The organism is Nitrospirillum goiasense (genome assembly GCF_034427435.1).
GTDB lineage: Bacteria > Pseudomonadota > Alphaproteobacteria > Azospirillales > Azospirillaceae > Nitrospirillum.
Window position 1 is genome coordinate 1,326,769 of the sequence record NZ_JAXQNP010000002.1, and the last position, 22,610, is coordinate 1,349,378.

The following is a 22,610-nucleotide window of genomic DNA, read 5'->3' on the forward strand; positions in this document are numbered from 1 at the left end:
GGAACTCAGGCGGCCTGATCGGGGGCCGCGATGGAAGGGGACGATACCCCCGCCGCCCGCATCAAGGCCAGGCAGAGCAGGGATGCGGCGAGGCCGCAGGCGGCGGCGCTGGTCCAGCCCCAATGGCCGGCGAAGGCGGCGAACAGCGGCGGCCCGATGAGGGAGCCGCTGGCGCCGAACTGGGTCAGCAGGCCGTTGGCGGCGGGCAGGCCCCGGTCCGATCCCGCCACGGCGGGCAGCAGGGCGAAGGCCAGGCCGGGATAGACGCCGGACAGGGCGTTGAGCGCGATCACCACCCCGGCGGCGGTGGTGAGGTCGGGCGCCGGCCCGAACACCAGGAACAGCAGCAGGGCCGGCAGCACGATGCTGACCGCCATCAGGGCGAAGGACGGTCCCCGCGTCAGGTCCCGCCCGTGGTTGCGGTGGTTCCACCACCCCGCCACCCCGCTGCCGGCCACGGTGGCGAAGGAGGCGACGCCAGTGATCAGGCCGGCGGTGTCGGCGCTGGCGCCGGCCTTGTCCACCAGGAAGGTGGGCAGCATGCCCAGCAGGCCGACCTCGAACGTGGTGTAGCAGCCGAAGCCCAGGGCCAGGGCCCAGGCCCGCCGGGTGGGGCCGGTGCCGCCGGCGCCAGCCCCGCGCACCCGGGCGCCGACTCGTGCCGTCATGGGCAGGGACAGGACCAGGGCGCCCGCCGCCACCACGCCGCCGCCGAACAGCGCGCCGCGCCAGCTCCACAGCTCCGCCGCCCAGCCGGACAGGATGGCGCCCAGGGCCAGGCCCACGGGCACGAAGCTGCTCCATAGCGCCAGCGCCACGCCGCGCTGGCGCGGGGTCGCCGTTTCCAGGATCAGCATGGGGGCGGCGATGACGGTGGTGAGATAGCCGGCGCTTTCCACCACCCGCCAGGCGATCAGCGCCGCCGGGCCCTGCGCCAGGCTTTCGCCGATACCGCCCAGGGCCAGGAGGGCGGTGCCGGCCAGCAGCGCGGGGCGGCGGCCCGCCCGCTGGATCAGCCCGCCGGCGATGCGGCCGAAGCCGGCGCCGCCGATCTCCAGCAGCGAGATCACCAGGGCGGCCACGGTGAGGCTGAGGCCCAAGTCACGGGAGATGAGGGGGATCAGGGCCGACATCTTGCCCAGCTGGGCGGCGGCGATGACGCCGACGCCATAGAACCAGACGACTTTCACCCAGCTTCCGCCCATGATGCCCCCCAACGCACGTTCCGCCCGCGACAGGCGGGGCACCATTTTTGCCATGACCGGGTCGGCTCCGGCGTGAATAAGATATGCGGGCCCGGTGCCAAGCAACGGAACCATCATGGCCAGCATCGCCGCCGTCATCGATACCCTGCCGCGCATCGCCGGGCCGCACCTGGGCCGGTCGCTGCGGCTGTGGCGCACCCTGCGGCGCATGAAGCAGACCCATGCGGGGGAGTTGCTGGGCGTGTCCCAGGCCACCGTGTCCCGGTGGGAATCAGGGGCGCTGACGCCCGACGCGGGGGAGCAGGCGGCCATCCGCCAGCTCATGCAGGCCGGGCTGGACAGCGCCGCCGACCGGGAGCTGGCGCGGCTGGTCAACAACTCGACCGGGCCGGTGCACCTGGTGTGCGACCTGACCCACCGTCTGCTGGCCGTGTCGGCGCGACGGGAGCGCGACTTCGGCCGGCCCCGGGCGGAGGTGCTGGGCACCTCGCTCTGGCCCTATGCCAGCGATGAGATCCGGGCGGCGGAGGCGACGCTGGCCGATTGGGGCTGGTTCGAGCCGGCCCCGCCGGAGCTGGTGATAACGACGCGGGCCAACCGCTCACCCGAGGTCCGCATCCACGCCAGCCGCTTCCGCTGGGTGCGCTTCCAACTGTCGGACGGCAGCTTCGCCCGCCTGGTCGACACCATCGCGTACGATGATCCCTGCGCCTGAGAGTCCCAGCGGCCGCCGGCCGCTGTAGGCTGCGACTGCGGCCGCCGCAGCGTTTCGGGAAGCGGTAGCGGACCGAAACGCGAGGATGAGCCAAGCGGCCGGAGGGCCGCGCCCGGCGCCTGAGGGACGGAACTAATCCCTTCTTAACAAGAAAATCCCCTGCTCGCCGGACCAGTTGGCGCGCCAGGTGGTGGCGTCGCTGGTCAGTTGGCGGCCGTCATGGTCCAGGATGGCGCTGCGCTCCACCGTCACCCCGCCCAGCTCGGCGCAGAGGGCGGTGAAGTCGGCGATGGTGCAGAAGTGGATGTTGGGCGTTTCCCACCACTGGAAGCCCAGCCGGTCGGTGACGGGCATGCGCCCTGTCAGCAGCAGGGCCAGGCGCACCCGCCAATAGCCGAAATTGGGGAAGGAGACGATCACCCGGCGGCCGATGCGCAGCATTTGCAGCAGTACGCCGCGCGGGTCGCGCGTGGCCTGCAGGGTCTGCGACAGGATGACGTAGTCGAAGGCGTCGCTGGGATAGTCCTTCAGGTCGGTGTCGGCGTCGCCCTGGATGACGGACAGGCCGCGCGACACGCAGGCGCGCACGCCGTCCATGCCCAGTTCGATGCCGCGGCCATCCACGCCCTTTTCGCGGGTCAGGAGGTCCAGCAGGGCGCCGTCGCCACAGCCCACGTCCAGCACGCGGGCGCCGGTGCTGACCATGTCGGCGATGCGGCGCAGGTCGCCGCGGATGTCGGTGCGGGGGGGAATGACCGAGGCGTCCATGGGATCAGACCCGCCGTTTCAGGCCGCGATGGTCGGCGCAACCGTTGATGAAGCCGCGCATGACCTGGTGGAACTCCGGCTCATCCAGCAGGAAGGCGTCGTGGCCTTTGTCCGTATCGATCTCCACGAAGCTGACATTGGCGGCCACGGCGTTCAGGGCGTGCACCACCGCCCGCGACTCGGAGGTGGGGAACAGCCAGTCGCTGGAGAAGCTGGCCAGGCAGAAGCGCACCGGCGTGCCCTTACCCCCCACGCGGAAGGCCTGGGCCAACTGGCCGCCGTGTTCCGCCGCCAGGTCGAAATAGTCCATGGCCCGGGTGATGTAGAGGTAGCTGTTGGCGTCGAACCGGTCGACGAAGCTGGCCCCCTGGTAGCGCAGGTAGCTTTCCACCTGGAAATCGGCGTCGAAGCCGAAGGTGATGGCCTGGCGGCTTTGCAGGTTGCGGCCGAACTTGCGGTGCAGCGCCGCCTCGGACAGATAGGTGATGTGGGCGGCCATGCGGGCCACGGCCAGGCCGCGCGCCGGGTTGGTGCCCGCCCGCTGATAGGCGCCGTCGCGCCATTCCGGGTCGGCCATGATGGCCTGGCGCCCCACCTCGTGAAAGGCGATGTTCTGCGCCGAATGCCGGGCGGCGGTGGCGATGGGCACGGCGGCGAACACCCGCTCGGGGTAGGCCACCGCCCATTGCAGCACCTGCATGCCGCCCATGGAGCCGCCGATGACGCAGAACAGCTGGTCGATGCCCAGCGCGTCGATCAGCAGGGTCTGCGCCCGCACCATGTCGCCGATGGTGATGACGGGGAAGTCGATGGCGTAGGGCTCACCCGTCGCCGGGTTCACGTCATGCGGCCCGGTCGAACCCATGCAGCCGCCGATGACGTTACTGCAGATGACGAAGAAGCGATCAGTATCCACCGGCTTGCCCGGGCCCACCAGCATCTCCCACCAGCCGGGCTTGCCGGTGATGGGATGGCGGTCGGCCACGTATTGGTCGCCCGTCAAGGCATGGCACACCAGGATGGCGTTGGACTTGTCGGCGTTCAGCGTGCCGTAGGTCTGATAGGCCACGGTGAAGGGGCCCAGTTGCCCGCCGCCGTCCAGGGGCATGGGCCGGTCGGCCCCCAGCACAAGGCGCTTCCCCGGCAGGGCCAGGGGAGGCGCGCCGGTGGTGTCCGTGCCGGAACTATCCGTGTAGGCAGGCGGGGTGATCATGATGAAGGGGCCTTCGAATCCAGCCTGAATGACTAGGAAGGTGGGGCATGCCAAGTCAACGTTTTCTTTGATTTTGCGGGGGGCAGGCTCTAAGACTCAGTCGTTTCAGGTCTCCAATTCGAACCCGTCCATGCCCCCTGTGCCCCCCTCCGTCGACGCCCTGCGCCGCGAAATCGATGAAATCGACGTGGCGATCCATGACCTCATCATGCGGCGCGCCCGGGTGGTGGAGCGTATCGCCCACTCCAAGGCGGGCGAAAAGGTCTTCATTCGTCCGGGGCGCGAGGCGGGCATCCTGCGGCGCCTGGTGGCCCGCCACCAGGGCAGCGTGCCCGTGGCGGCCATCGTGCGCATCTGGCGGGAGATGATCGCCGCCATGACCCTGATCCAGGGGCCTTTCGCCGTCGCCGTCTACGCGCCCGACGACGACCGCCGCCTGTGGGACATCGCCCGCGACCATTACGGCACCGTCACTCCCCTGGCGCCGGCCAACACCACCCAGGCCGTGCTGCGCGCCCTGGCGGAGGGCAGCGCCACCGTCGGCGTGGTCCCCATGCCGGAGGAAGAGGACACCGACCCCTGGTGGCGCTTCCTCATCAGCGACGACACCAAGACGCCCAAGATCATCGGCCGTCTGCCCTTCTGCCGCCGTCCCGGCCAGAAGGAGGGCGGCGACGCCCTGATCCTGGGCGCCGTCCCGCTGGAGGCGACGGGCCAGGACCACACCCTGCTGGGCGTGGAACTGTCGCAGGACATGAGCCGCGGCCGCCTGAAGGACATGATCGAGGCCGCCAGCCTGCCCGTGGGTTGGTTCCGCATCTTCCACCTGCCCGGCGGCGGCGGTTCCGTCCACCTGATCGAGGTGGAGGATTTCGTGGATTTTGACGACCCGCGCCTGCGGACCCTGGCGGAAAAGCTGGGCGACGCGCTGGTGCGGGCGCTGCCCGTGGGCACCTACGCCCTGCCCATCACGCTGGAAGCCCGGAAGGCCTGATACAGGCCCTCCCGAGTCGTGCCACAACTCCGCCCGAGTCGCGCCCCAACGGCGCAGGGCATGCGCCCCCGATTCGCATAAGGCTTTGATAAGACTCACAGCTATCCTTACCTGCGTGCGGGTTTGATCCCGAACCCGCCGCCCGCGAGAAGAAGACAGCCACCGCCTGCCAGAAGGTTACGCCGTACCATGTCCGCACCCGTTCCCAACCCCGGCATTCTCGATATCCATGCCTATGTCGGGGGCGAGGCGCATGCGCCGGGGGCGTCGCGGCTGATCCGTCTGGCCTCCAACGAGGGGGCGCTGGGCCCCAGCCCCAAGGCCATCGCCGCCTACACCGCCGTGGCGGGGCAGATGCACCGCTATCCCGACGGCGGGTCCAAGGCCCTGCGCGCCGGCCTGGGGCGCCGCTTCGGCCTGGATGCGGAGCGCATCGTCTGCGGCAACGGCTCGGACGACGTGTTGCAGCTGCTGACCCGCGCCTATGCCGGCGTGGGCGATGAGGTGCTGCACACCGTCCACGGCTTCGCCATCTATCCCATCAGCGCGCGCTTCGCCGGCGCCACGCCGGTGGCCGCCCCCGAGCGCGACCTGAAGACGGACGTGGACGCCCTGCTGGCCCGCGTCACGCCCCGCACCCGCGTGGTGTTCATCGCCAATCCCAACAACCCCACCGGCAGCTACCTGAACAAGGACGAGCTGCGGCGCCTGCACGCGGGCCTGCCGGAGAACGTGCTGCTGGTCATCGACGCGGCCTATGCCGAGTATGTGGACGCGCCCGACTACACCGATGGCGCCGACCTGGTCGACGAGTTCAGCAACGTCGTCATGACCCGCACCTTCTCCAAGATTTTCGCCCTGGGCGGCTTGCGCCTGGGCTGGGCCTATTGCCCGGCCCCGGTGGCCGACGTGCTGAACCGGGTGCGCGGCCCCTTCAACGTGGCGTCCAGCGCCCAGGCCGCCGGCCTGGCGGCGCTGGAGGATGTGGAATTCCTGGAGCGGAGCCGCCAGCACAACACCCAGGTGCGCGCCTGGTTCGTGGACCAGGTGCGGGCCCTGGGCCTGGTGGTCCACCCCTCCGTCGCCAATTTCGTCCTGATCTCCTTCGCAGAGCAGGCGGGCGACCGCGCCGACGCCGAGGGCGCGCGCCAGCTGCTGAAATCGCGGGGTATCCTGGTGCGGCAGGTGGGCTCCTACGGCCTGCCGCATTGCCTGCGCGTCACCATCGGGCTGGAGGAAGAGATGCGGGCGGTCGTCGATGGCCTGGCGGACTGGGTGAACGGCAAATGAGCGCCCCCGAAACGGCCCTCGGCGCCCCGCTGTACAACCGCGTTTGTGTCATCGGCCTGGGGCTCATCGGCTCTTCCCTGCTGCGCTGCCTGATGGCGGACCGTGGCCTGGCGGGGGAGGTGGTGGCCTGCGACCGCTCGGACGCCGTTTGCGCCCGCGTGGCCGAACTCGGCATCGCCGACCGGGTGGAAAACGACGCCACCCTGGCCGTGGTCGGCGCCGACCTGGTGGTGCTGTGCACGCCCGTGGGCGCCTACGCCGATGTGGCGGCCCTGATCGGCCCCCACCTGGCGCCGGGCAGCACGCTCAGCGACGTGGGCTCCGTCAAGCAGGCGGTGGTGCGCGACGTTTCCCCCATGTGCCGGACGGCGTGCATTTCGTGCCCGGCCATCCGCTGGCGGGCACCGAGCATTCCGGCCCGGACGCCGGCTTCAAGGAGCTGTTCCGCGGCCGCTGGCTGATCCTGACGCCGCCGCCGGGCACGGACGCGGGCGCCGTGGATCGTCTGGGACGGCTGTGGGCCGCCTGCGGTTCGCAGATCGAGGTCATGGACGCCAGCCACCATGACCAGGTGCTGGCCATCACCAGCCACCTGCCGCACCTGATCGCCTACACCATCGTCGGCACGGCCACGGACTTGGAGGAGACGACGAAGTCGGAGGTCATCCGCTTCTCCGCCTCCGGCTTCCGCGACTTCACCCGCATCGCGGCGTCGGACCCCGTGATGTGGCGCGACATCTTCCTGAACAACCGCGAGGCGGTGCTGGAGATGATCCAGCGCTTCACCGAGGATCTGACGGCCCTGCAACGCGCCATCCGCTGGGGGGAGGGCGACAAGCTGTTCGACCTGTTCACCCGCACCCGCGCCATCCGCCGGTCCATCATCGACGCCAAGCAGGCTTGATCGGTTCGTTTGCGTCAAGCGCCGGCGGGGCATCCGCCCCTCGGCTTATCCTCGCTGCGCCCTTCGGTACTCGCTGCGGCGGACGCGGGTCGCGTCCTGGTCGCTGCGCTCCGGTGCGACTGCGGCGGGGCTGGCCGTGATCCGGCTTGGCTCAGCGCCAGGCGATGTCGGGGTAGTGGCCCACGGTCAGCGGGCCAATCTGCAGCTTGTGGTTCTGCATCGTGATGGGCAGCTTCAGGGTGGGGGCGCCGCCATCGGCCTTGGGCTTGGCCAGCAGGGCCACGCCCAGGTGGGCCCATTGGGCCTGGTTGCCGTGCAGGCTGCCGCCGTCCTGCAAGGCGTCCACCAGATTGTCCAGGCCCGACAGCTCCGCCGTGCCCGATCCCTGGGGTTGCAGGTTGTTGTCCAGCGCCAGGGTGGCGTTGGCCGCCAGGTGCAGGTTGCCCCAATCCAGCTTCAGGCTGTCCAGTTCCACCGTCCCGCCCGCCTTGGACCAGGGCGCCACCGCGTCCGCCGTGGGGGCGGCGGGCAGGGGGCCCTGCACCCGGGCGGACAGCACCAGGCGCTGCAGCTTGGTGCCCAGGCTGCGCACCGGCGGCACCGTCATGTTGGTGATGTCCACCCGCAGGCCCAGCCCCGTGCCGGTATGATCGGCGGGCGGGGTCGCCGGCCGTTCCACCGTAATGGACAGACCCTCGATGGGATAGCTGCCGGCCGGCACCAGGCTGGCCGGGGGCGGCGCGCCGGCGGCATCCCCCTCCGGCGCCGGCAGGGCGGCGGCGGTCAGGGTGGCATGGCTCAGGTTCACCTGCACCGTGCGCGGGGTGCCGGCGGCGATGTCCAGGGTGACACGTCCCCCGACGATGGCTGCGGTGGCGTCCAGGGCCGGTCGCACGCCCTCATGCGGCAGGCTGGCGTGGCCACCCTTGGGCAGGGTCAGCACGACGTCATCCAGGCGCCAGATGGGGGCGGAGGCCCGGACCATGTCGGCGGACCAACTGAGCCCGTCCGGCTTTTCCACCTTCACATCGGTGGCGGTGATGGCGATCCCCAGGGGAAGCCGCCCAGCGTCGGCGGCTGATAGGTGATGGTGGCGCCCCCCGTCCGCGCCAGGTCGGCGCTGTGGTCCAGCAGGGTCAACAGCCGGGTCGCCATGCGATGCCACCACACGGCATAGCCGGTGACCAGGACCAGCACCAGGAACAGGACGAGCGTCAGGGGGCGGATACGCATGGGGAATCCCGAAAGGCGGCGGCCGGGGCTGGCCGCCGGGGCGATGAGGCCATGGCCCGGGTGGGCTTGGCAAGGGCGACGCCGTCGCGGCGGCCTTCTGCCATAGATCGGCATCGTCCGGCCGGAATGCCAGCCTCCGTCATCGTGCCGACAGTTGACGGCGGGGGCCCAAGCCGTCCAGGCTCGGGACGCGACCCTTGGTTTCTCCTGCCTGGCATGCCGGCCTTGTCTTCATCGTCTTCTGAAATCGCCGCCCCATACCGTGCCATCGGCGTCGCCGCTGGTGCTGATATCTGGGTCTTCGGCTATGGCTCCCTGATGTGGAACCCCGGTTTCCCCTTTGCGGAGCGGCGGCGGGCCACCGTGCGCGGCTGGCATCGGGGGTTCAGCGTCTATTCCTTCCTCCATCGCGGTACCCGCGCCTGCCCCGGCGCCGTGCTGGGCCTGGACCGGGGGGGCGCCTGCCGGGGCATCGCCTACCGCGTGACGGCGGCCGACGCGCCCGGCGTCCTGGACTACCTGTGGGAGCGGGAGATGCCGAACGAGGTCTATGAGCCGCGCCTGCTGACCGCCGCCCTGGACAATGGCGCCCGCGTGGCCGCCCTGGCCTTCACCGCGGTGCGCGGGCATGAGCAATATTGCGGCCGCCTGCCACCGGACGAGGTCGCCCGCCTGATCCGCCAGGGCGTGGGCGAAAGCGGTCGCAACGTCGATTATCTGGTCAACACGGTGCGGCACCTGCACGAACTGGGCATCCGCGACCGTAACCTGGAAGGGCTGGTGGAACGGGTGATGGCGCCGTAAGGGCGACCGCCCTTACCCCCGTTTGAGGATCAACACCCTGGTATCTCCATAGCGGCGGTCGTCCAGTTCCTCGAAACCCGGCGGCGCCTCGAACGGGTCGCCGCCGCCGATCTCCACCACGCATAGGGCCTCAGGGGCCAACCAGCCGGCGGCCGACAGACCCTCCAGGGCGCGGGGTGCCAGCCCCTGGCCATAGGGCGGGTCCAGGAAGACCAGGGCGGCCGCCTGTGCGTTCAAGGAGGGGGGCTTGGCCTTGGCGGCGTCGCCTTGGATGAATTGGCAGCGCCCGGTTTCCTTCAGCGTGGCGGCATTGGCCCGCGCCAGGTCCAGCGAGGCGCGGCTGACATCCAGGAACAGGGCGGCCTCCGCCCCGCGCGACAGCGCCTCCAGTCCTAAGGCGCCGGTGCCGCAAAAGGCGTCCAGCACCACCCGGCCGTCCACCGTCGGGCCTTCGTCGGTGAAGAAGTCGCCATGCTCCAGGATGTTGAACAGGGCTTGGCGCGTGCGGTCGCTGGTGGGCCGCACGTCCCGCCCGCTGGGCGCCGCCAGGGCCCGCCCGCGATGCCGGCCGCCGACGATGCGCATCAGGTCTTCTTGCCCTTGGGCGCCGGCTTGCCCTTAGGGGCCGGGCGAGTGGGTTTCGGGCCAGCCGATCTGGCGGCCGTGGCCTTGGCGGGTGCCGCCTTGCCGGTGCGCGGGGCCGCCTTGGCGTCACCCCATTTGGCGCCGTCCTGCTTGGCGTCTTGGCGTTTGGCGGGCGCGCGCTTGGCCGGGGCGCGGCTGTCGACACGCTCCCCCAGGCTGGGTGCGGTGCGGGCCACCGCCGCTTTGCGCGGACGGCGGGCGGCGGGCCTGTCCTCATCATCGTCCGGCGTGCCGTCCAGCGCCCGGTCCAGGGCCTGGGCCAGCGCGCGTGCCTTGTCGGCGGCGCTGTTGCCCGTCGATGGCGGGCGCCGGGTCCGCGTGGCCGAGTCCGCTTGGGCCGACGGGCGCTCAGCCGAGGGCCGGGAGGGTGAGCGGGCCGGGCGGGGTGCCTCGGCCACGTCCTCGCGGCGGGACCGGGCCGGCGCGGCCTTCGTTGTCGCGGCCTTCGCCGGTGACTTCCCCGATGGGACGGGCTTGGCCTTGGGCGCCTTGTCGAAGCGCAGGGCGGGTACCTCCGCCGCCGCGGCCCTCGTGGCGCGGGCCTCCTTGCGGTCCTGGGCGCTGTCCTTGGGGAAGAAATCGGGCAACTGGTCGCGCAGCACACGGCGCGGCACTTCCTCCACCTCGCCCTTTTCCAGCTTGCCCAGCTGGAAGGGGCCGTAGGCGATGCGGATCAGCCGGTTCACCGTCAGGCCCAGATGCTCCAGCACCTTGCGGATCTCGCGGTTCTTGCCCTCGCGCAGGGTCATGGTCAGCCAGGCGTTGCTGCCCTGCTCCCGGTCCAGCACGGCCTCGATGGGGCCGTACTCGATGCCATCGACGAAGATGCCCTCGGCCAGCTTGGCCAGCTTGGCGGTGTCCGGCGTGCCATGCACGCGCACACGGTAGCGGCGCGGCCAGGCGGTGGACGGCAGTTCCAGATGCCGGGCCAACTCCCCATCATTGGTCAGCAGCAGCAGGCCCTCGGTGTTCAAATCCAGCCGGCCGACGCTGATGACCCGCGGCATGCCATCGGGCAGCCGGTCGAACACCGTGGCGCGGGCCAGCTCGTCCCGGGCGCTGGTCACCAGGCCGGCGGGCTTGTGATACCGCCAGACGCGCGTCGGCTCCTGTTCCGGCAGCACCTGGCCGTCAACGACGATGCGGTCGCCGGGCCGCACGTTCACGCCGGGCGAGGTCAGCACCTGGCCGTTCACGGCCACGCGGCCATCGGCGATCCAGCGCTCGGCATCACGGCGGGAGCATAGGCCGGCACGCGCCAGCCGCTTGGCGATGCGCTCACCGTCCTTGGAGGCGCCGGCCTGGTCGGCCGCGGATTTCTCGGGCGTGGATTTCTGGGGCGCGGATTTCTGGGGGGATTTGGTATCGGGCATGCGGCGGACTGTATGCGCGCCCAGCCGCCTTGCCAAGCGCCACACGGCGCCGGCCCAAGCCGGTGGGCCCCCCGCCCCCGGCATGGCTGCGCTTGATTCGGAAATGACCGTTTCCTATCATGCCGCCATGACCGCCCCATCCCATCCCCGCCTTCCCGGGCCCCGTCGTCCAGGTCCCGGCCGTCCGCGCGAATTCGATACCGACCTGGCGCTCGACCGCGCCATCGCGGTGTTCAGTGAGCGCGGTTATCACGGGGCCGCCATCAGCGACCTGACCCAGGCCCTGGGTCTGACCGCTGGCAGCCTGTACAAGGCCTTCACCGACAAGCGCGGCCTGTTCCTGGCCGCCTTCGACCGCTACGTGGCCGTGCGGACCGAACGGTTGCGCGCCGCGCTGGAGGGCGCGCCCACCGGCCGGGCCAAGATCAAGGCAGTCTTGGATTTCTATGCCGACAGCAGCCATGGGGCGGACGGTCGCCGGGGGTGCCTGGTGGTGGCCGGCGCCGTGGACCTCGCCACCGCCGATCCGGAGGTCGCGGCCCGGGTGACCGGCGCGCTGCACCTGAACGAGGGGCGGCTGGCCGGCTTTGTCGCCGAAGGTCAGGCCGACGGCACCGTCGCCCCGCATCTTGATCCCATGGCCACCGCCCGGCTGTTGCTGTGCGTGCTGCAGGGGATGCGCGTCGTTGGCAAGACGGGGCGGGACCGGGCGGAAATGGCGCCCTTGGCGGACAATGCCCTGAAACTGCTGGATTGAAGGCGGCCCCCCCATCGCCGCCGCATTGACGGTTGTTCAATTCGGAAATGATCATTCCCAAAATAAGGAGATAAGCCCATGCCGCCCTTCAACGCCGATCGCTTCTGGCAACGCTTCCGACACGGTCTGGTGACCGCCAACGGTGTGCGCCTGCATTATGTCGAGGGTGGGCCGGACCGGCGGGGGCCGCCGGTGCTGTTGATCCCGGGCTGGCCGCAAAGCTGGTACGCCTGGCGCCATGTCATGCCGCTGCTGGCCGACGCCGGACGGCGGGTCATCGCCGTGGATCCTCGCGGCTTCGGCGAGTCGGACCGGCCGGCGGGCGGGTATGACCTGGGCACGGCGGCGGCCGACATGCACGGCTTGGCCGTAGCCCTGGGTCTTCTGGCGGAGGGGCCCCTCGACGTGGTGGGCCATGATGTCGGCACCTGGATCGGCCATGCCTATGCCGCCGATTGGCCCGGGGATGTGCGGCGCCTGGCCTTGGTGGATGCCGCGCTGCCGGGCATCACGCCCCCGCCACCGCCCGGCATCCCGTCAGACGAGGCCAACGCCCGCACCTGGCACTTCGCCTTCAACCGCCTGGACGATTTGCCTGAACTGCTGATCCAGGGGCGGGAGCGCGCCTACCTCAGCCACCTGTTCAACGCCAAGGCCCAGCAGCGCTGGGCCATCGGCCCGGCCGACCTGGACGAGTACGTGCGGGTGCTGTCCCTGCCGGGCGCCTTGCGTTCCACCTTCGCCTATTATCGCGAGGTGTTCCGGCCGGAAGAACTGGCGCGGGCCAAGACGCGGGCGGGGAAGGGGCTGGCGCTGCCCATCCTGGCCGTGGGGGCCCGAACCGGCGTGGGAACCGCGCTTGCCGATACCCTGCGCGGCCACGCCGCCGATGTGCGGGCCCAGGTGCTGGACTGCGGTCATTATGTGCCCGAGGAGGCGCCCGACGACTTGGCGGCCCTGCTGGTCGACTTCCTCGCCGGATGACAGATGCGTCGCCCGCCCGCTTGACGCCGCGCGCGGCGCTGCCCCACGCTGGGGACATGCTGTCGTCCCCGCTTGAGACCGAGCCAGACCTGTCCCCCATGGAGCGCGCCTTCGCCGAGGCGGCGTCGGCCGCCGCGCGGGGGGAGGTGCCGGTGGGCGCCGTCATCGTCGACCCTGCCACTGGGGCGGTGCTGGCCGCCGCTTCCAACCGCACGGAAGAACTGGCCGACCCCACGGCGCATGCGGAGGTGCTGGCCATCCGTGCCGCCTGCGCCGCCGTGGGGCAGCCGCGCCTGCCGGGCCTGGACCTCTATGTGACGCTGGAACCGTGCGCCCTCTGTGCCGCCGCCATCAGCTTCGCCCGGCTGCGGCGCGTTTATTTCGGCGCCTACGATCCCAAGGGCGGGGCGGTGGAACATGGGCCCCGCTTCTTCAGCCAGCCGACCTGCCATCATGCGCCCGACACCTATGGCGGGCTGCAGGAGCGGCGGGCGGGCGCCCTGCTGCGGGATTTCTTCAAGGACCGACGCTGACCACGGCACGACGACACCAAGGGGGACGGGAACCGCATGCCGCTCTATCGCGACGACTACGGCGCCTTCTATTGGTCCTTGCGCGGCGACGTCACGGGCGAGGTGGTGCGCGACACGCCGTTCCATAAGGACGCGGGCATGCGGGCCCAACGGGTGCGCCCGGGACAGGAGGGGCGCATCCTGTGGACGGTGCGCGGCGTCCTCGCCCTGCTGGTGCTGGAGGTGCTGGCCCTGGTGGCGCTGGCGATAGGGTGGGGGGATGTCCTGGCGGGTTGGCCCCTGGCGCTGGCCTTGAACGCTTTCCTGCCCATCACCGTCATGGCCGGGCTGGCGGTATCGGTGCTGGTGCCGCTGTCCTGCGAATGGACGACGGTGCGGCATCCCCTGCGCATCGTCTATGGCCAGGCGGCCAGCCTGTTGCTGGCGCCGCTACTGCCCATCCTGGCGCTGGCGCTGCATTTCTTCGCCATGGCCCTCACGCTGGGGCTGCACCCGCAGGCCATGAAGGGGCTGCGGGCCGTTCTGCGCGGCGCCGATGTCTGGGAATGGGGAATGCTGGCGGTCGCCATTACCGGCTTGTTGGCGCTGGCCGGCTGGCAGGTCCGCCAATGCTGGATCGCCTGGCGGGCATCCCGCCGCCGCCCGCCGCCCCGCATCCTCGGCCTGAGGGTGGCGGCGTCGCGCGAGCAGCGGCGGGACCGGACCGGGTCTTAAGCCTCGGGCGTGGCTTCCTCGGCCTTGGGCGCTTCTTCGACCTGGGCCTCTGCGGCGGCGGCTTTCTCGGCGCGGTAGTTGTCGAAGGCGATCTTCACCGACCGGGCGGCCTCGCTGTCCGGGTAGGTCGCGGCCCACTGGTCGGCGCGGTCGGCGGCGGCGTCGCCATTGCCCATCTGCGCCATGACCGTCAGGGCGCGGGCGTAGAACTGCTGCGGCACCGGGTGGGCCGGCGTGGTCTGCACCAGCACCCAGATGATCTGGGCGGCCTCTTCGGCGCGGCCCATGGCGATCAGGGTGTCGGCCAGGGCCAGGCGGGCATCGCCCTGGGACGGGTCCAGGGTGGCGCAGGCGTGGAACTCGGCCGCGGCCGCGTCCAGCCGGCCGGTGTTGCGCAGCACCAGGCCCAGGTTGAAGCGCGTCTCGGCCCGGTTCGGCTCCAGCTCCAGCGTGCGGCGCCAGGCGTCCTCCGCCCCGGCCAGGTCGTTCTTCTGGCCCGAAGCCACGCCCAGGGCGTGCCAGGCCTCGGTGAACTGCGGGTTCAGTTCCACCGCGCGGCGGAAGCTTTCCAGCGCCTCATCCACCTTGCCCTGGGCCAGCAGGGCCATGCCCAGGTTCTGGTGCGGCGGCGGGTGGTTGGGGTTCAGCGACCGCGCCTTCTTCAGCGCCGTCACCGCCTCCTCCAACTTGCCCAGGCCCTGCAGCACAGCACCCAGGTTGGACCAGGCGACGCGGATTTCCGGGACGGAGGCGTAGATGCGGATGATGGCGCGGTAGGCGTTCTCCGCCTCCTTCAGCCGGCCCTGGCGATGCAGGTCGGCGGCCACGCGCATGTCGTTGACGAAGGGCGCGCCGGCATTGGCGTCCTTGGAGATTTCCGCGATGCGGCGGCGGCGGTCCTGGCGATTCATGATCTTATGTCCCTAAAAACGGCGGGGCCCCGTGCTGGAGCGCCGGCCTTATCCCTGCTTCTGTTCCCCGTTGGCCTTTTCGCGGTCGGCCTTCTCACGTTCCAGGGCGCGCCAGCCGATGTCCCGCCGGCAGAACCCCTCCGGCCAATGGATGCGGTCCACCGCCTGGTAGGCCAGGGCTTGCGCCTCGGCCACCGACTTGCCGATGGCCGTCACGCCCAGCACCCGGCCGCCGTTGGCCAGTACCTGATCGTCCCCCTCGGGTGTTTTGGCCGCCTTGGTGCCGGCGTGGAAGACGGTGACCCCGCCGACCTTGCCCGCCTCCTCCAGCCCCCCGATGACGGTGTTCTTCACATAATCACCCGGATAGCCCTGGGCCGCCATCACCACGCACAGGGCGGGGTCGTCGTGCCAGCGCACATCGACATGGTCCAACTGCCCGTCGCAGGTGGCCAGCAGCAGCGGCACGATGTCGGACTTCAGGCGGCGCATCAGCACCTGGCATTCCGGGTCGCCGAAGCGCGCGTTGAATTCGATCAGGCGCGGTTTGGGTCCTTCCGGGCCCGCAACGATCATCAGCCCGGCGAACAGCACGCCGGTGAAGGGCTTGCCCTCCGCCGCCATGCCCTTCACCGTGGGTTCCACGATCTCGCGCATCACCCGGTCCTGCAACTCGGGCGTCAGGACGGGGGCGGGGGAATAGGCCCCCATGCCGCCGGTGTTGGGGCCCTGGTCGTTGTCGAACACCCGCTTGTGGTCCTGCGCGCCCACCAGGGGCAGGGCGTGGGTGCCGTCGCAAAGGGCGAAGAAGCTGGCCTCCTCGCCATCCATGAACTCCTCGACCACCACCTCGGCGCCGGCGCTGCCGAAGCGGCCGTGCAGCATGGCGTCGTCGATGGCGGCGTGCGCCTCCTCCAGGGTCATGGCGATGACCACGCCCTTGCCGGCGGCCAGGCCATCGGCCTTCACCACGATGGGCGCGCCCTGTTCGGTGGCATAGGCCTTGGCGGCGGCGGCATCGGTGAAGCGGCGGTAGGCCGCCGTGGGCACGCCGTACTTGGCGCAGATGTCCTTCATGAAGCCCTTGGAGCCTTCCAGGGCGGCGGCGGCCTGGCTGGGACCGAAGGCCTTGATGCCGGCGGCCGTCAGGCGGTCTACCAGGCCCAGGACCAGCGGCTGCTCCGGGCCCACCACCACCAGGTCCACGGCGTTGGCCGTGGCGAAGGCCACCAGGCCGTCCACGTCGTCGGCCTTGATGTCCACGCAGCTCGCCACGTCGCGGATGCCGGCGTTGCCGGGCGCGCACCACAGCGTGCCGCACAGGGGGGAGGCTGAGATGGCCCAGCACAGCGCATGCTCCCGCCCGCCGGATCCGACCACCAGGATCTTCATCGCCTCTACCCCCGATCACGATTCCATCTGTTGAGCGGGTGCTTGTATCATGCCCGCGCCATGACTCAAGACTTCCCCGACTCCCCCCGCCTTCCACCGCCGATCTCGGCTATGCCGGCGCCACGCCCGTGGCCGGCGGCAACCTGCCGGAACTCAGCGTTTCCGACCTGTCGCGCGCCCTGAAGCGCACGGTGGAGGAGACGTTCGGCTATGTCCGCGTGCGTGGCGAGGTCAGCCAGCCCAAGCGCGTCTCCTCCGGCCACCTGTACCTGCGCCTGAAGGACGACCAGGCGGTGATCGAGGCCGTGTGCTGGAAGGGCACGGTCATGCGCCTGGCCGTGAAGCCGGAAGACGGGATGGAGGTGGTGTGCACCGGCCGCCTGACGACATACCCCGGCCGTTCGCAATACCAGTTGATCATCGAGACCATGGAGCTGGCGGGCGAGGGCGCGCTGCTCAAGATGCTGGAGGAGCGCAAGCGCCGGCTGGCGGCGGAGGGCCTGTTCGATGCCCAGCGCAAGCGGCCGCTGCCCTTCCTGCCCCGTGTCATCGGCGTGGTGACCTCGCCCACCGGCGCCGTCATCCGCGACATCCTGCACCGCTTGGCCGACCGCTTCCCCCGCCATGTCCTGCTGTGGCCGGTGGCGGTGCAGGGCGAGCAGGCGGCGGCCCAGGTGGCCCGTGCCATCCAGGGCTTCAACGCCATCGCCCCCGGCGGCCCCGTGCCCCGGCCCGACCTGCTGATCGTGGCGCGCGGCGGCGGCAGCCTGGAAGACCTGATGCCCTTCAACGAGGAGATCGTGGTGCGGGCGGCGGCGGCCAGCCAGATCCCGCTGATCTCCGCCGTGGGGCATGAGACCGACACGACGCTGATCGACTTCGCCTCCGACCGCCGGGCGCCCACTCCCACCGCCGCCGCCGAAATGGCGGTGCCGGTGCGGGCCGAGCTGATGGCCCAGGTCATGGAATGCGGCCGCCGGCTGGAGGGGACCGCCAACCGCCTGCTGGCCGAGCGCCGCAACCGGGTGGAGGGCCTGGCGCGCGGCTTGGGCGACCCCCGCGCCCTGCTGGAGGGCTGCGCCCAGCGCCTGGACGACCGCGGCGAACGCCTGGCCCTGTCCATGACCGGCCTCATCCGCCGCCACCGGACGGAGGTGGCCAAGCTGGGTGCCGGCCTGCGCCATCCGGCCCAGGTCCTGGGCCTGGCCTATGCCCGCCTGGATATCGCCAGCCGTGGCCTGTCGGGCGGCGTGACCCGCCTGCTGGCCGACCGCACCACCCGCGCCCAGAACCTGGCCCAGCGCCTGACGCCCCAGCCGTTGGTGCGCCGGGCGGAGGAAGGGGGGCGCGCCTGGCCGACCTCGGCCGCCGCCTGGACGCCAGCTTCGGCCGCGCCGTGGCCGATGGCGCCCGCCGCCTGGAAGGCCAGGCCAAGCTGTTGGAGACGCTGTCCTACCGGGGGGTGCTGGCCCGTGGCTTCGCCCTGGTCACCACCGCTGAGGGCCACCCCGTGACCAAGGCGGCGGACGCCCCCGCTGGCGGCCGCGTGCGGGTGGAGTTCATCGATGGCGCCGTGGGCGCCACGCTGGACGGGGAAGGGGCGCCGGCCCCGGCGCCCAACCCGACGACCACCCCGCCGCGCGAATCGGCCCCGGCGCCCAAGCCGCGCGCGGCGGCCCGGCCCGGGGGCCAGGGCAGCCTGTTCTGAGCAGGGGGCGGAGAGCCCCCTATTTCGGCCATCTCCGGTGGGTCCACAGCCATTGGCCGGGATTCTCCAGCACCCAGCGCTCCAGCAACTGGTTCACCGCCACGGTGATGGCGCGGATGTCGGCCGGCCGATCGCCGGTGGGGGCGGGCAGGTCCATGGGCGGGAACGCCTCGATGCGGAAGCGGGCGCCCTTGGCCTTGCGCGTCACCCGCACCGGCACGACCACGGCGCCGTGGCGCACCACCACGTCGCCGGCGATGGTGCCGGTCATGGCGTCCCGCCCCAGGAAGGGGACGGGGATGCCCTCGTTCAGCTTCTGATCGGCCAGGATGCCCAGGATGCCGCCCGCCCGCATGGCGGCCAGGATGCCCTTGGCCGAGGCGCGGCCCTTGGGCACCAGGGTGGTGCCCAGCTCGCCCCGCGCCTCGGACAGCAGCTTGTCGACCGAGGGGTTGTTGGGCGCGCGATAGATGGCGGTCATGGTGGCGTCGCACTTGAACACGGTCATGGCCACCAGTTCCCAATTGCCGAAATGGCCGGTCAGGATGACGCCCGGCTTGCCATCGGTGACCAGGCCGCGCACATGCTCCGCCCCGATCAGCTCCACCCGCTGTTCCCACTCGCGCGAGATGGTCTTCAGGTGCGGGTATTCGGCCAGGGTGCGGACCAGATTGTCCCAGCAGTCCCGCGCCACGCGCCGGCGCGCCGCCGCGTCCAGGTGGGGCATGGCCTGTTCCAGGTTGCGCAGCACCTTGGCGTTGCCGCCCAGCCGGGGCCCCAGGGTGCGCCCCACCCAGCCGCCGAAGTCCGACGCCACGTCGGCGGGCAGCAGGCGCAGCAGGCGGAACAGGGCGCGGATGCCCGCCGCCTCGATGGCGTAACGCAGGGAGGAAGGCTGGGTACCGTGCTCGGCCATGGATGCTCCCGCTGGCGGGCCCGCATGGCGATGGGCCGGCCGTCCTGGAAAGGATGGGGTGACAAAACCCCTCCGAACCTGCGGGCGGCGGAAAACTCCGAGGCGGACGAAGACGGGTGCCCCGGTCCCCATATCCGGCGGCGCTACAGCTATCGGGCGCTTTTCGTCGCGGGTCAAGCGTGGCGGCTATCGCCCAATGGGGCCAGGGCCTAATCGGGCCAACGGTTATGGGTCCACATCCACTGGCCGGGATGGGCCCGCACCCAGTCCCCCAGCAGGGCGTTGACCCGGACCATGCCGGCGCGGGTGTCGGCGGTCCGGTCGCCGGTCTTCTCCAGCGCCAGGGGGGCCATGGCCTCGATGCGGAAGCGGGTGCCCCCGGTGTCGAGGCGCGTCACCTGGATGGGGACGATGGGCGCGTCATAGCGCAGGGCCAGGTCTGCGGTGAAGGTGCCGGTCATGGCGTCCCGCCCCAGGAAGGGCACGGGGATGCCCTCGTTCAGCTTCTGGTCGGGCAGCACCCCGATATGGCCGCCACCGCGGATGGTGGTCATCATGCCCCGCGCGGCGTCGCGCCCCTTGGGCACCAGGAAGCCCTGCAAGGGCCCCCGTGCCTTGGCCAGCAGCCGGTCGACCCAGCGGTTGTTGGGCGCGCGGTAGACGATGGTCAGCGGCAGGTCCAGCTTGTGGCAGGCCAGGGCCGCCAATTCCCAGTTGGCCAGGTGGGCGGTGACGCAGATTCCGGGCTTGCCGTCGTCGCGCAGGGCCCGCAGATGCTCCGCCCCCACCATTTCCACCCGCGTGTCCCACTCGCGGGAGAGGGTCTTGATATGAGGGTATTCCGCCAGGGTGCGGCCCAGGTTCTCCCAGGAACGCCGGGCGATGTCCCGGCGTTCCCCCGCCGTCAGGTGGGGCAGCGCCCGTTCCAGCCGGCGCAGTACCTTGGCGTGGCCGGGCAGCAGGGGGCCCAGGGTGCGCCCCACCCAGCCGCCCAGAGCCGAGGCCCTGTCCAGGGACAGCAGGTTCAGCAGGCCGTAGATCAGGTAGACGGCGACCGCCTCCAGCCTATGGCCCAGGACGCGGTCGAAGCTGCGGCGCAGCGGGCTATGGTTGGCCATGGCGCGCAGGGGTTTCGGCAGGGGATTTGGCAGGGGATTTAAGTGACTGGAACATGCTTCCACGCAACGCGGCGGCGCCGGGGCGTCCGCCGTTCCCTCGATGGTCCGGTTTCTCGATCGCTGTCCCTAAAACGGTGTCTAAAACACGGTCCCTAAAACACGGGCCAGGGCGCCGGTATCGTCGAAGTCCAGCACCACGGGCAGGGCCTTTATGGCCCCCTGGTGCGCGGCCGGTAGTCGCACCCAATCCTTCTCGGTCGTCAGCGGCACGGCGCCCAGGGCGCTGGCCCGATCCAGCAGGCCGGCGATGTCGGCGCCGGTATAGGGATGGTGGTCGGGAAATGGAACCGTTTCCGCCAGCGTCAGCCCTAGTTCACGGCAGGTATCGAAAAACTTGGGCGGCCGCCCGATGCCCGCGAAGGCCAGCACGGGCCTGTCGCCAATGCTGGCCGCGACGGTGGCGTCGGGCTTCAGCCGCGCCGTCAGGATGGGCATGGCGGGGGCCAGCCGGGCGACCTGGGCGGCGGCGCCCAGGCGATCCGGGCCCACGATCACCACGCCTTGCGCCCGTGCCAGGCCATCGGCCAGCGGTTCGCGCAGGGGCCCTGCCGGGATGACCCGGCCGTTGCCGAAGCCGGCCCCGCCGTCCACCACCAGCAGCGACAGGTCCTTGGCCAGCGCCGGGTTCTGGAATCCATCATCCATGACCACGGCCTGGGCGCCGCCGTCCCGGGCGGCGCGGGCGCCGGCCAGTCGGTCGGCGGATATCCAGGCGGGGGCGGAGCGGGACAGCAGCAGCGGCTCGTCACCGACATCGGCCGCGCCGTGCCGTGCCGGGTCCACCCGCAGCGGCCCCGTCAGGCGCCCGCCATAGCCCCGCGACAGGTAATGCGCCTGGATGCCGCGCGCCTGCAGGGATCGCATCACCGCCTGCGCCAGCGGCGTCTTGCCGGCGCCGCCCGCCACCAGATTGCCGATGCACAGGACGGGGATGCCGGCGCCCTGCGGGGCCGCCGTCGCCTGGCGCCGCCGGGCGGCCAGGGCGTAGAGGCAGGCCAGCGGGCTCAACAGGGCCGCCGCCAGGCCAGGCGGGCGATACCAGAAGCCCGGCGCCCTCATGTGGCATCCCCGGCCAGGCGTAGGCCCACCTCCGCCAGCAGCGGGGCCAGGGCGGCCATCACCCGGTCCACGGCGTCGTGATTGTCGTCGGCCACGGCCTTGGCGGCGGCGGCCTGGGCCGCGCGGGCGGGCGCATCGGTCAGCAGGGCGCGCACGGCGTCCGCCAGGCCGTCCGCGTCACCCACCCGCCGGGCGCCGCCCGCCGCCTCCAGCGCCGCGGCGATCTCCGCGAAATTATGCATGTGTGGGCCGTAGACGACGGCGGCGCCCAACTGCGCCGGCTCGATGGGGTTGTGGCCCCCCACCGGCACGAAGGACCCGCCGATGGCGGCCACTGGCGCCACGCGGAAGAACAGCCCCAGTTCCCCCAGCGTGTCGGCCACGTGCAGGTCGTCCGTCGCCTGCGGCAGCGCCCCGGTCGCGCGGCGGCTGACCGTCAGGCCTTGGGCCTGGAACGCGGTGGCGATCTCCGGTCCCCGCTTTGGGTGGCGGGGAACCACCAGGGTCAGCAGGCGGGGAAGACGGGGGGCCAGGCGCCGGTGGACCTGCGCGGCCAGATCGTCCTCGCCGGGGTGGGTGCTGGCGAACACCCAGGTTGGCCGGTCGCCCATCGCGGCCCGCAGTGCCGCCAGGGCGTCCGCCTCCGCCGGCAGGGGGGCGGTCGAGTATTTCAGGTTGCCGACGCAACGCACGTCGGCCAGCCCCAGATCCCGTAGGCGGCCGGCTTCCGTCGCCGTCTGCGCCAGGGCCAGGCGGAAGGTGGACAGCAGGCGATGGGCGGTGCGCGGCGCCCGGCGCCAATTGCGGTGGCTGCCCGCCGACAGGCGGGCGTTGACCAGGGCCGCCGGCACGCCCCGCTTGCGCAGGGCGCGCAGCAGGTTGGGCCAGAATTCCGATTCGATCCACAGGGCGAGGTCGGGACGCCAATGGTCGATGAAGCGGGCCACGGCGGCCGGCAGGTCCACCGGCACGAACTGGTGGATGGCGCCGGGGGGCAGGCGCTTGGCCATCAGGGTGGCGGAGGTGACGGTGCCGGTGGTGACCAGCACGGTGGGCCGGGGCGTGAGCGTCAGCAACCGGTCGATGAGCGGCAGCACGGCCTGGGACTCACCCACGCTGGCGGCGTGCAGCCAGATCAGCCGCCCCGGCGGGCGGGGCAGGCCGGGATGGCCCAGGCGTTCCGGCAGGCGGGCGGGGTCTTCCTTGCCGGCGGCCAGCCGTCGGTCCAGCAGGCGTCGGACGGCGGGGCCGGCCAGGGCGGTCAGCCCGCGATAAAGCGCTTCCAGCATACCGGTCGTGTCAGGGAAACGGATA

General features: G+C 71.5%; 23 protein-coding genes and 1 pseudogene. 11 read left to right on the forward strand and 13 right to left on the reverse strand.

Annotated features, from left to right (window positions below):
- Positions 1 to 5: 5 nt before the first annotated feature.
- Positions 6 to 1,259 (reverse strand): MFS transporter, encoded by a 1,254-nt coding sequence (locus ULB03_RS08620; protein ID WP_322482771.1) that lies wholly within the window; start codon positions 1,257 to 1,259, stop codon positions 6 to 8.
- A 61-nt stretch (positions 1,260 to 1,320) separates the two neighbouring features.
- Here ULB03_RS08620 and ULB03_RS08625 point away from each other — a divergent pair, with 61 nt between their 5' ends.
- Positions 1,321 to 1,920, forward strand: a complete 600-nt coding sequence (locus tag ULB03_RS08625) for a helix-turn-helix transcriptional regulator (RefSeq protein ID WP_322482772.1) — start codon at positions 1,321 to 1,323, stop codon at positions 1,918 to 1,920.
- Positions 1,921 to 2,052: 132 nt separating this feature from the next.
- Here the strand turns inward: ULB03_RS08625 and metW are convergent, their stop codons facing one another.
- Complete coding sequence (metW, locus tag ULB03_RS08630) at positions 2,053 to 2,688, reverse strand: methionine biosynthesis protein MetW (protein ID WP_322482773.1); 636 nt, start codon at positions 2,686 to 2,688, stop codon at positions 2,053 to 2,055.
- Positions 2,689 to 2,692: 4 nt separating this feature from the next.
- The gene (metX, locus tag ULB03_RS08635; RefSeq protein WP_322482774.1) at positions 2,693 to 3,901 is read right to left on the reverse strand and encodes a homoserine O-acetyltransferase MetX; all 1,209 of its coding nucleotides are present in this window, start codon (positions 3,899 to 3,901) and stop codon (positions 2,693 to 2,695) included.
- A 130-nt stretch (positions 3,902 to 4,031) separates the two neighbouring features.
- On the opposite strand from metX, the gene ULB03_RS08640 reads away from it, so the two are divergent.
- The 3 genes and pseudogenes from ULB03_RS08640 (at position 4,032) to ULB03_RS08650 (ending at position 7,089) form a co-directional block, all read left to right on the forward strand.
- Positions 4,032 to 4,895, forward strand: a complete 864-nt coding sequence (locus ULB03_RS08640) for a chorismate mutase (protein ID WP_322482775.1) — start codon at positions 4,032 to 4,034, stop codon at positions 4,893 to 4,895.
- A 189-nt stretch (positions 4,896 to 5,084) separates the two neighbouring features.
- Entirely contained in the window at positions 5,085 to 6,185 is a 1,101-nt protein-coding gene (gene hisC / locus ULB03_RS08645) for a histidinol-phosphate transaminase (RefSeq protein WP_322482776.1), read from the forward strand.
- Positions 6,182 to 7,089, forward strand: a pseudogene (locus tag ULB03_RS08650) (prephenate/arogenate dehydrogenase family protein). Before hisC ends, ULB03_RS08650 begins: the two are co-directional and overlap by 4 nt.
- Before the next feature lie 151 nt (positions 7,090 to 7,240).
- Here ULB03_RS08650 and ULB03_RS08655 read toward each other — a convergent pair.
- Both ULB03_RS08655 and ULB03_RS08660 read right to left on the reverse strand, forming a co-directional pair.
- A complete protein-coding gene (locus ULB03_RS08655; RefSeq protein ID WP_416211081.1) occupies positions 7,241 to 8,110 on the reverse strand; it encodes a DUF2125 domain-containing protein in 870 nt (289 codons plus the stop codon).
- A gap of 2 nt (positions 8,111 to 8,112) precedes the next feature.
- A complete protein-coding gene (locus tag ULB03_RS08660; protein ID WP_322482777.1) occupies positions 8,113 to 8,322 on the reverse strand; it encodes a hypothetical protein in 210 nt (69 codons plus the stop codon).
- A gap of 225 nt (positions 8,323 to 8,547) precedes the next feature.
- Between ULB03_RS08660 and ULB03_RS08665 the strand changes: the two genes are divergently transcribed.
- Complete coding sequence (locus tag ULB03_RS08665) at positions 8,548 to 9,126, forward strand: gamma-glutamylcyclotransferase (RefSeq protein ID WP_322482778.1); 579 nt, start codon at positions 8,548 to 8,550, stop codon at positions 9,124 to 9,126.
- Between the two features lie 12 nt (positions 9,127 to 9,138).
- On the opposite strand, the gene rsmD is transcribed toward ULB03_RS08665, so the two are convergent.
- Both rsmD and ULB03_RS08675 read right to left on the reverse strand, forming a co-directional pair.
- A complete protein-coding gene (rsmD, locus tag ULB03_RS08670) occupies positions 9,139 to 9,711 on the reverse strand; it encodes a 16S rRNA (guanine(966)-N(2))-methyltransferase RsmD (RefSeq protein WP_322482779.1) in 573 nt (190 codons plus the stop codon).
- Positions 9,711 to 11,144: a pseudouridine synthase gene (locus ULB03_RS08675; RefSeq protein ID WP_322482780.1), complete on the reverse strand. Its 1,434-nt coding sequence runs from the start codon at positions 11,142 to 11,144 to the stop codon at positions 9,711 to 9,713. The genes rsmD and ULB03_RS08675 overlap by 1 nt, the downstream gene beginning before the upstream one ends.
- A 103-nt stretch (positions 11,145 to 11,247) precedes the next feature.
- Between ULB03_RS08675 and ULB03_RS08680 the strand changes: the two genes are divergently transcribed.
- From ULB03_RS08680 to ULB03_RS08695, 4 genes are all read left to right on the forward strand, one after another.
- Positions 11,248 to 11,901: a TetR/AcrR family transcriptional regulator gene (locus ULB03_RS08680; RefSeq protein ID WP_322482781.1), complete on the forward strand. Its 654-nt coding sequence runs from the start codon at positions 11,248 to 11,250 to the stop codon at positions 11,899 to 11,901.
- 78 nt (positions 11,902 to 11,979) lie between these two features.
- Positions 11,980 to 12,885 carry an alpha/beta fold hydrolase gene (locus tag ULB03_RS08685; RefSeq protein WP_322482782.1) on the forward strand — a complete coding sequence of 302 codons (906 nt, stop codon included), beginning with the start codon at positions 11,980 to 11,982 and terminating at the stop codon, positions 12,883 to 12,885.
- 98 nt (positions 12,886 to 12,983) lie between these two features.
- A complete protein-coding gene (locus ULB03_RS08690; protein ID WP_186455614.1) occupies positions 12,984 to 13,418 on the forward strand; it encodes a nucleoside deaminase in 435 nt (144 codons plus the stop codon).
- 36 nt (positions 13,419 to 13,454) lie between these two features.
- Positions 13,455 to 14,132, forward strand: a complete 678-nt coding sequence (locus tag ULB03_RS08695; protein ID WP_322482783.1) for a hypothetical protein — start codon at positions 13,455 to 13,457, stop codon at positions 14,130 to 14,132.
- Here the strand turns inward: ULB03_RS08695 and ULB03_RS08700 are convergent.
- Both ULB03_RS08700 and purD read right to left on the reverse strand, forming a co-directional pair.
- Positions 14,129 to 15,043, reverse strand: a complete 915-nt coding sequence (locus ULB03_RS08700; RefSeq protein ID WP_322482784.1) for a tetratricopeptide repeat protein — start codon at positions 15,041 to 15,043, stop codon at positions 14,129 to 14,131. The genes ULB03_RS08695 and ULB03_RS08700 overlap by 4 nt on opposite strands.
- A 48-nt stretch (positions 15,044 to 15,091) precedes the next feature.
- A complete protein-coding gene (gene purD / locus ULB03_RS08705; protein WP_322482785.1) occupies positions 15,092 to 16,435 on the reverse strand; it encodes a phosphoribosylamine--glycine ligase in 1,344 nt (447 codons plus the stop codon).
- A 128-nt stretch (positions 16,436 to 16,563) separates the two neighbouring features.
- On the opposite strand from purD, the gene xseA reads away from it, so the two are divergent.
- Positions 16,564 to 17,949 (forward strand): exodeoxyribonuclease VII large subunit, encoded by a 1,386-nt coding sequence (gene xseA, locus ULB03_RS08710; RefSeq protein WP_322482786.1) that lies wholly within the window; start codon positions 16,564 to 16,566, stop codon positions 17,947 to 17,949.
- The gene (locus ULB03_RS08715; protein WP_322482787.1) at positions 17,832 to 18,143 is read left to right on the forward strand and encodes an exodeoxyribonuclease VII large subunit; all 312 of its coding nucleotides are present in this window, start codon (positions 17,832 to 17,834) and stop codon (positions 18,141 to 18,143) included. The genes xseA and ULB03_RS08715 overlap by 118 nt, the downstream gene beginning before the upstream one ends.
- Before the next feature lie 19 nt (positions 18,144 to 18,162).
- On the opposite strand, the gene ULB03_RS08720 is transcribed toward ULB03_RS08715, so the two are convergent.
- The 4 genes from ULB03_RS08720 to ULB03_RS08735 all read right to left on the reverse strand — a co-directional run bounded on the left by ULB03_RS08720 (position 18,163) and on the right by ULB03_RS08735 (position 22,585).
- Positions 18,163 to 19,059, reverse strand: a complete 897-nt coding sequence (locus ULB03_RS08720; RefSeq protein WP_322482788.1) for a lysophospholipid acyltransferase family protein — start codon at positions 19,057 to 19,059, stop codon at positions 18,163 to 18,165.
- 209 nt (positions 19,060 to 19,268) lie between these two features.
- Positions 19,269 to 20,177: a lysophospholipid acyltransferase family protein gene (locus tag ULB03_RS08725; protein ID WP_322482789.1), complete on the reverse strand. Its 909-nt coding sequence runs from the start codon at positions 20,175 to 20,177 to the stop codon at positions 19,269 to 19,271.
- Positions 20,178 to 20,315: 138 nt separating this feature from the next.
- Positions 20,316 to 21,296, reverse strand: coding sequence for a tetraacyldisaccharide 4'-kinase (gene lpxK, locus ULB03_RS08730; RefSeq protein ID WP_322482790.1), 981 nt, complete (start codon positions 21,294 to 21,296; stop codon positions 20,316 to 20,318).
- A complete protein-coding gene (locus ULB03_RS08735) occupies positions 21,293 to 22,585 on the reverse strand; it encodes a 3-deoxy-D-manno-octulosonic acid transferase (RefSeq protein ID WP_322482791.1) in 1,293 nt (430 codons plus the stop codon). The genes lpxK and ULB03_RS08735 overlap by 4 nt, the downstream gene beginning before the upstream one ends.
- Positions 22,586 to 22,610 lie beyond the last annotated feature (25 nt).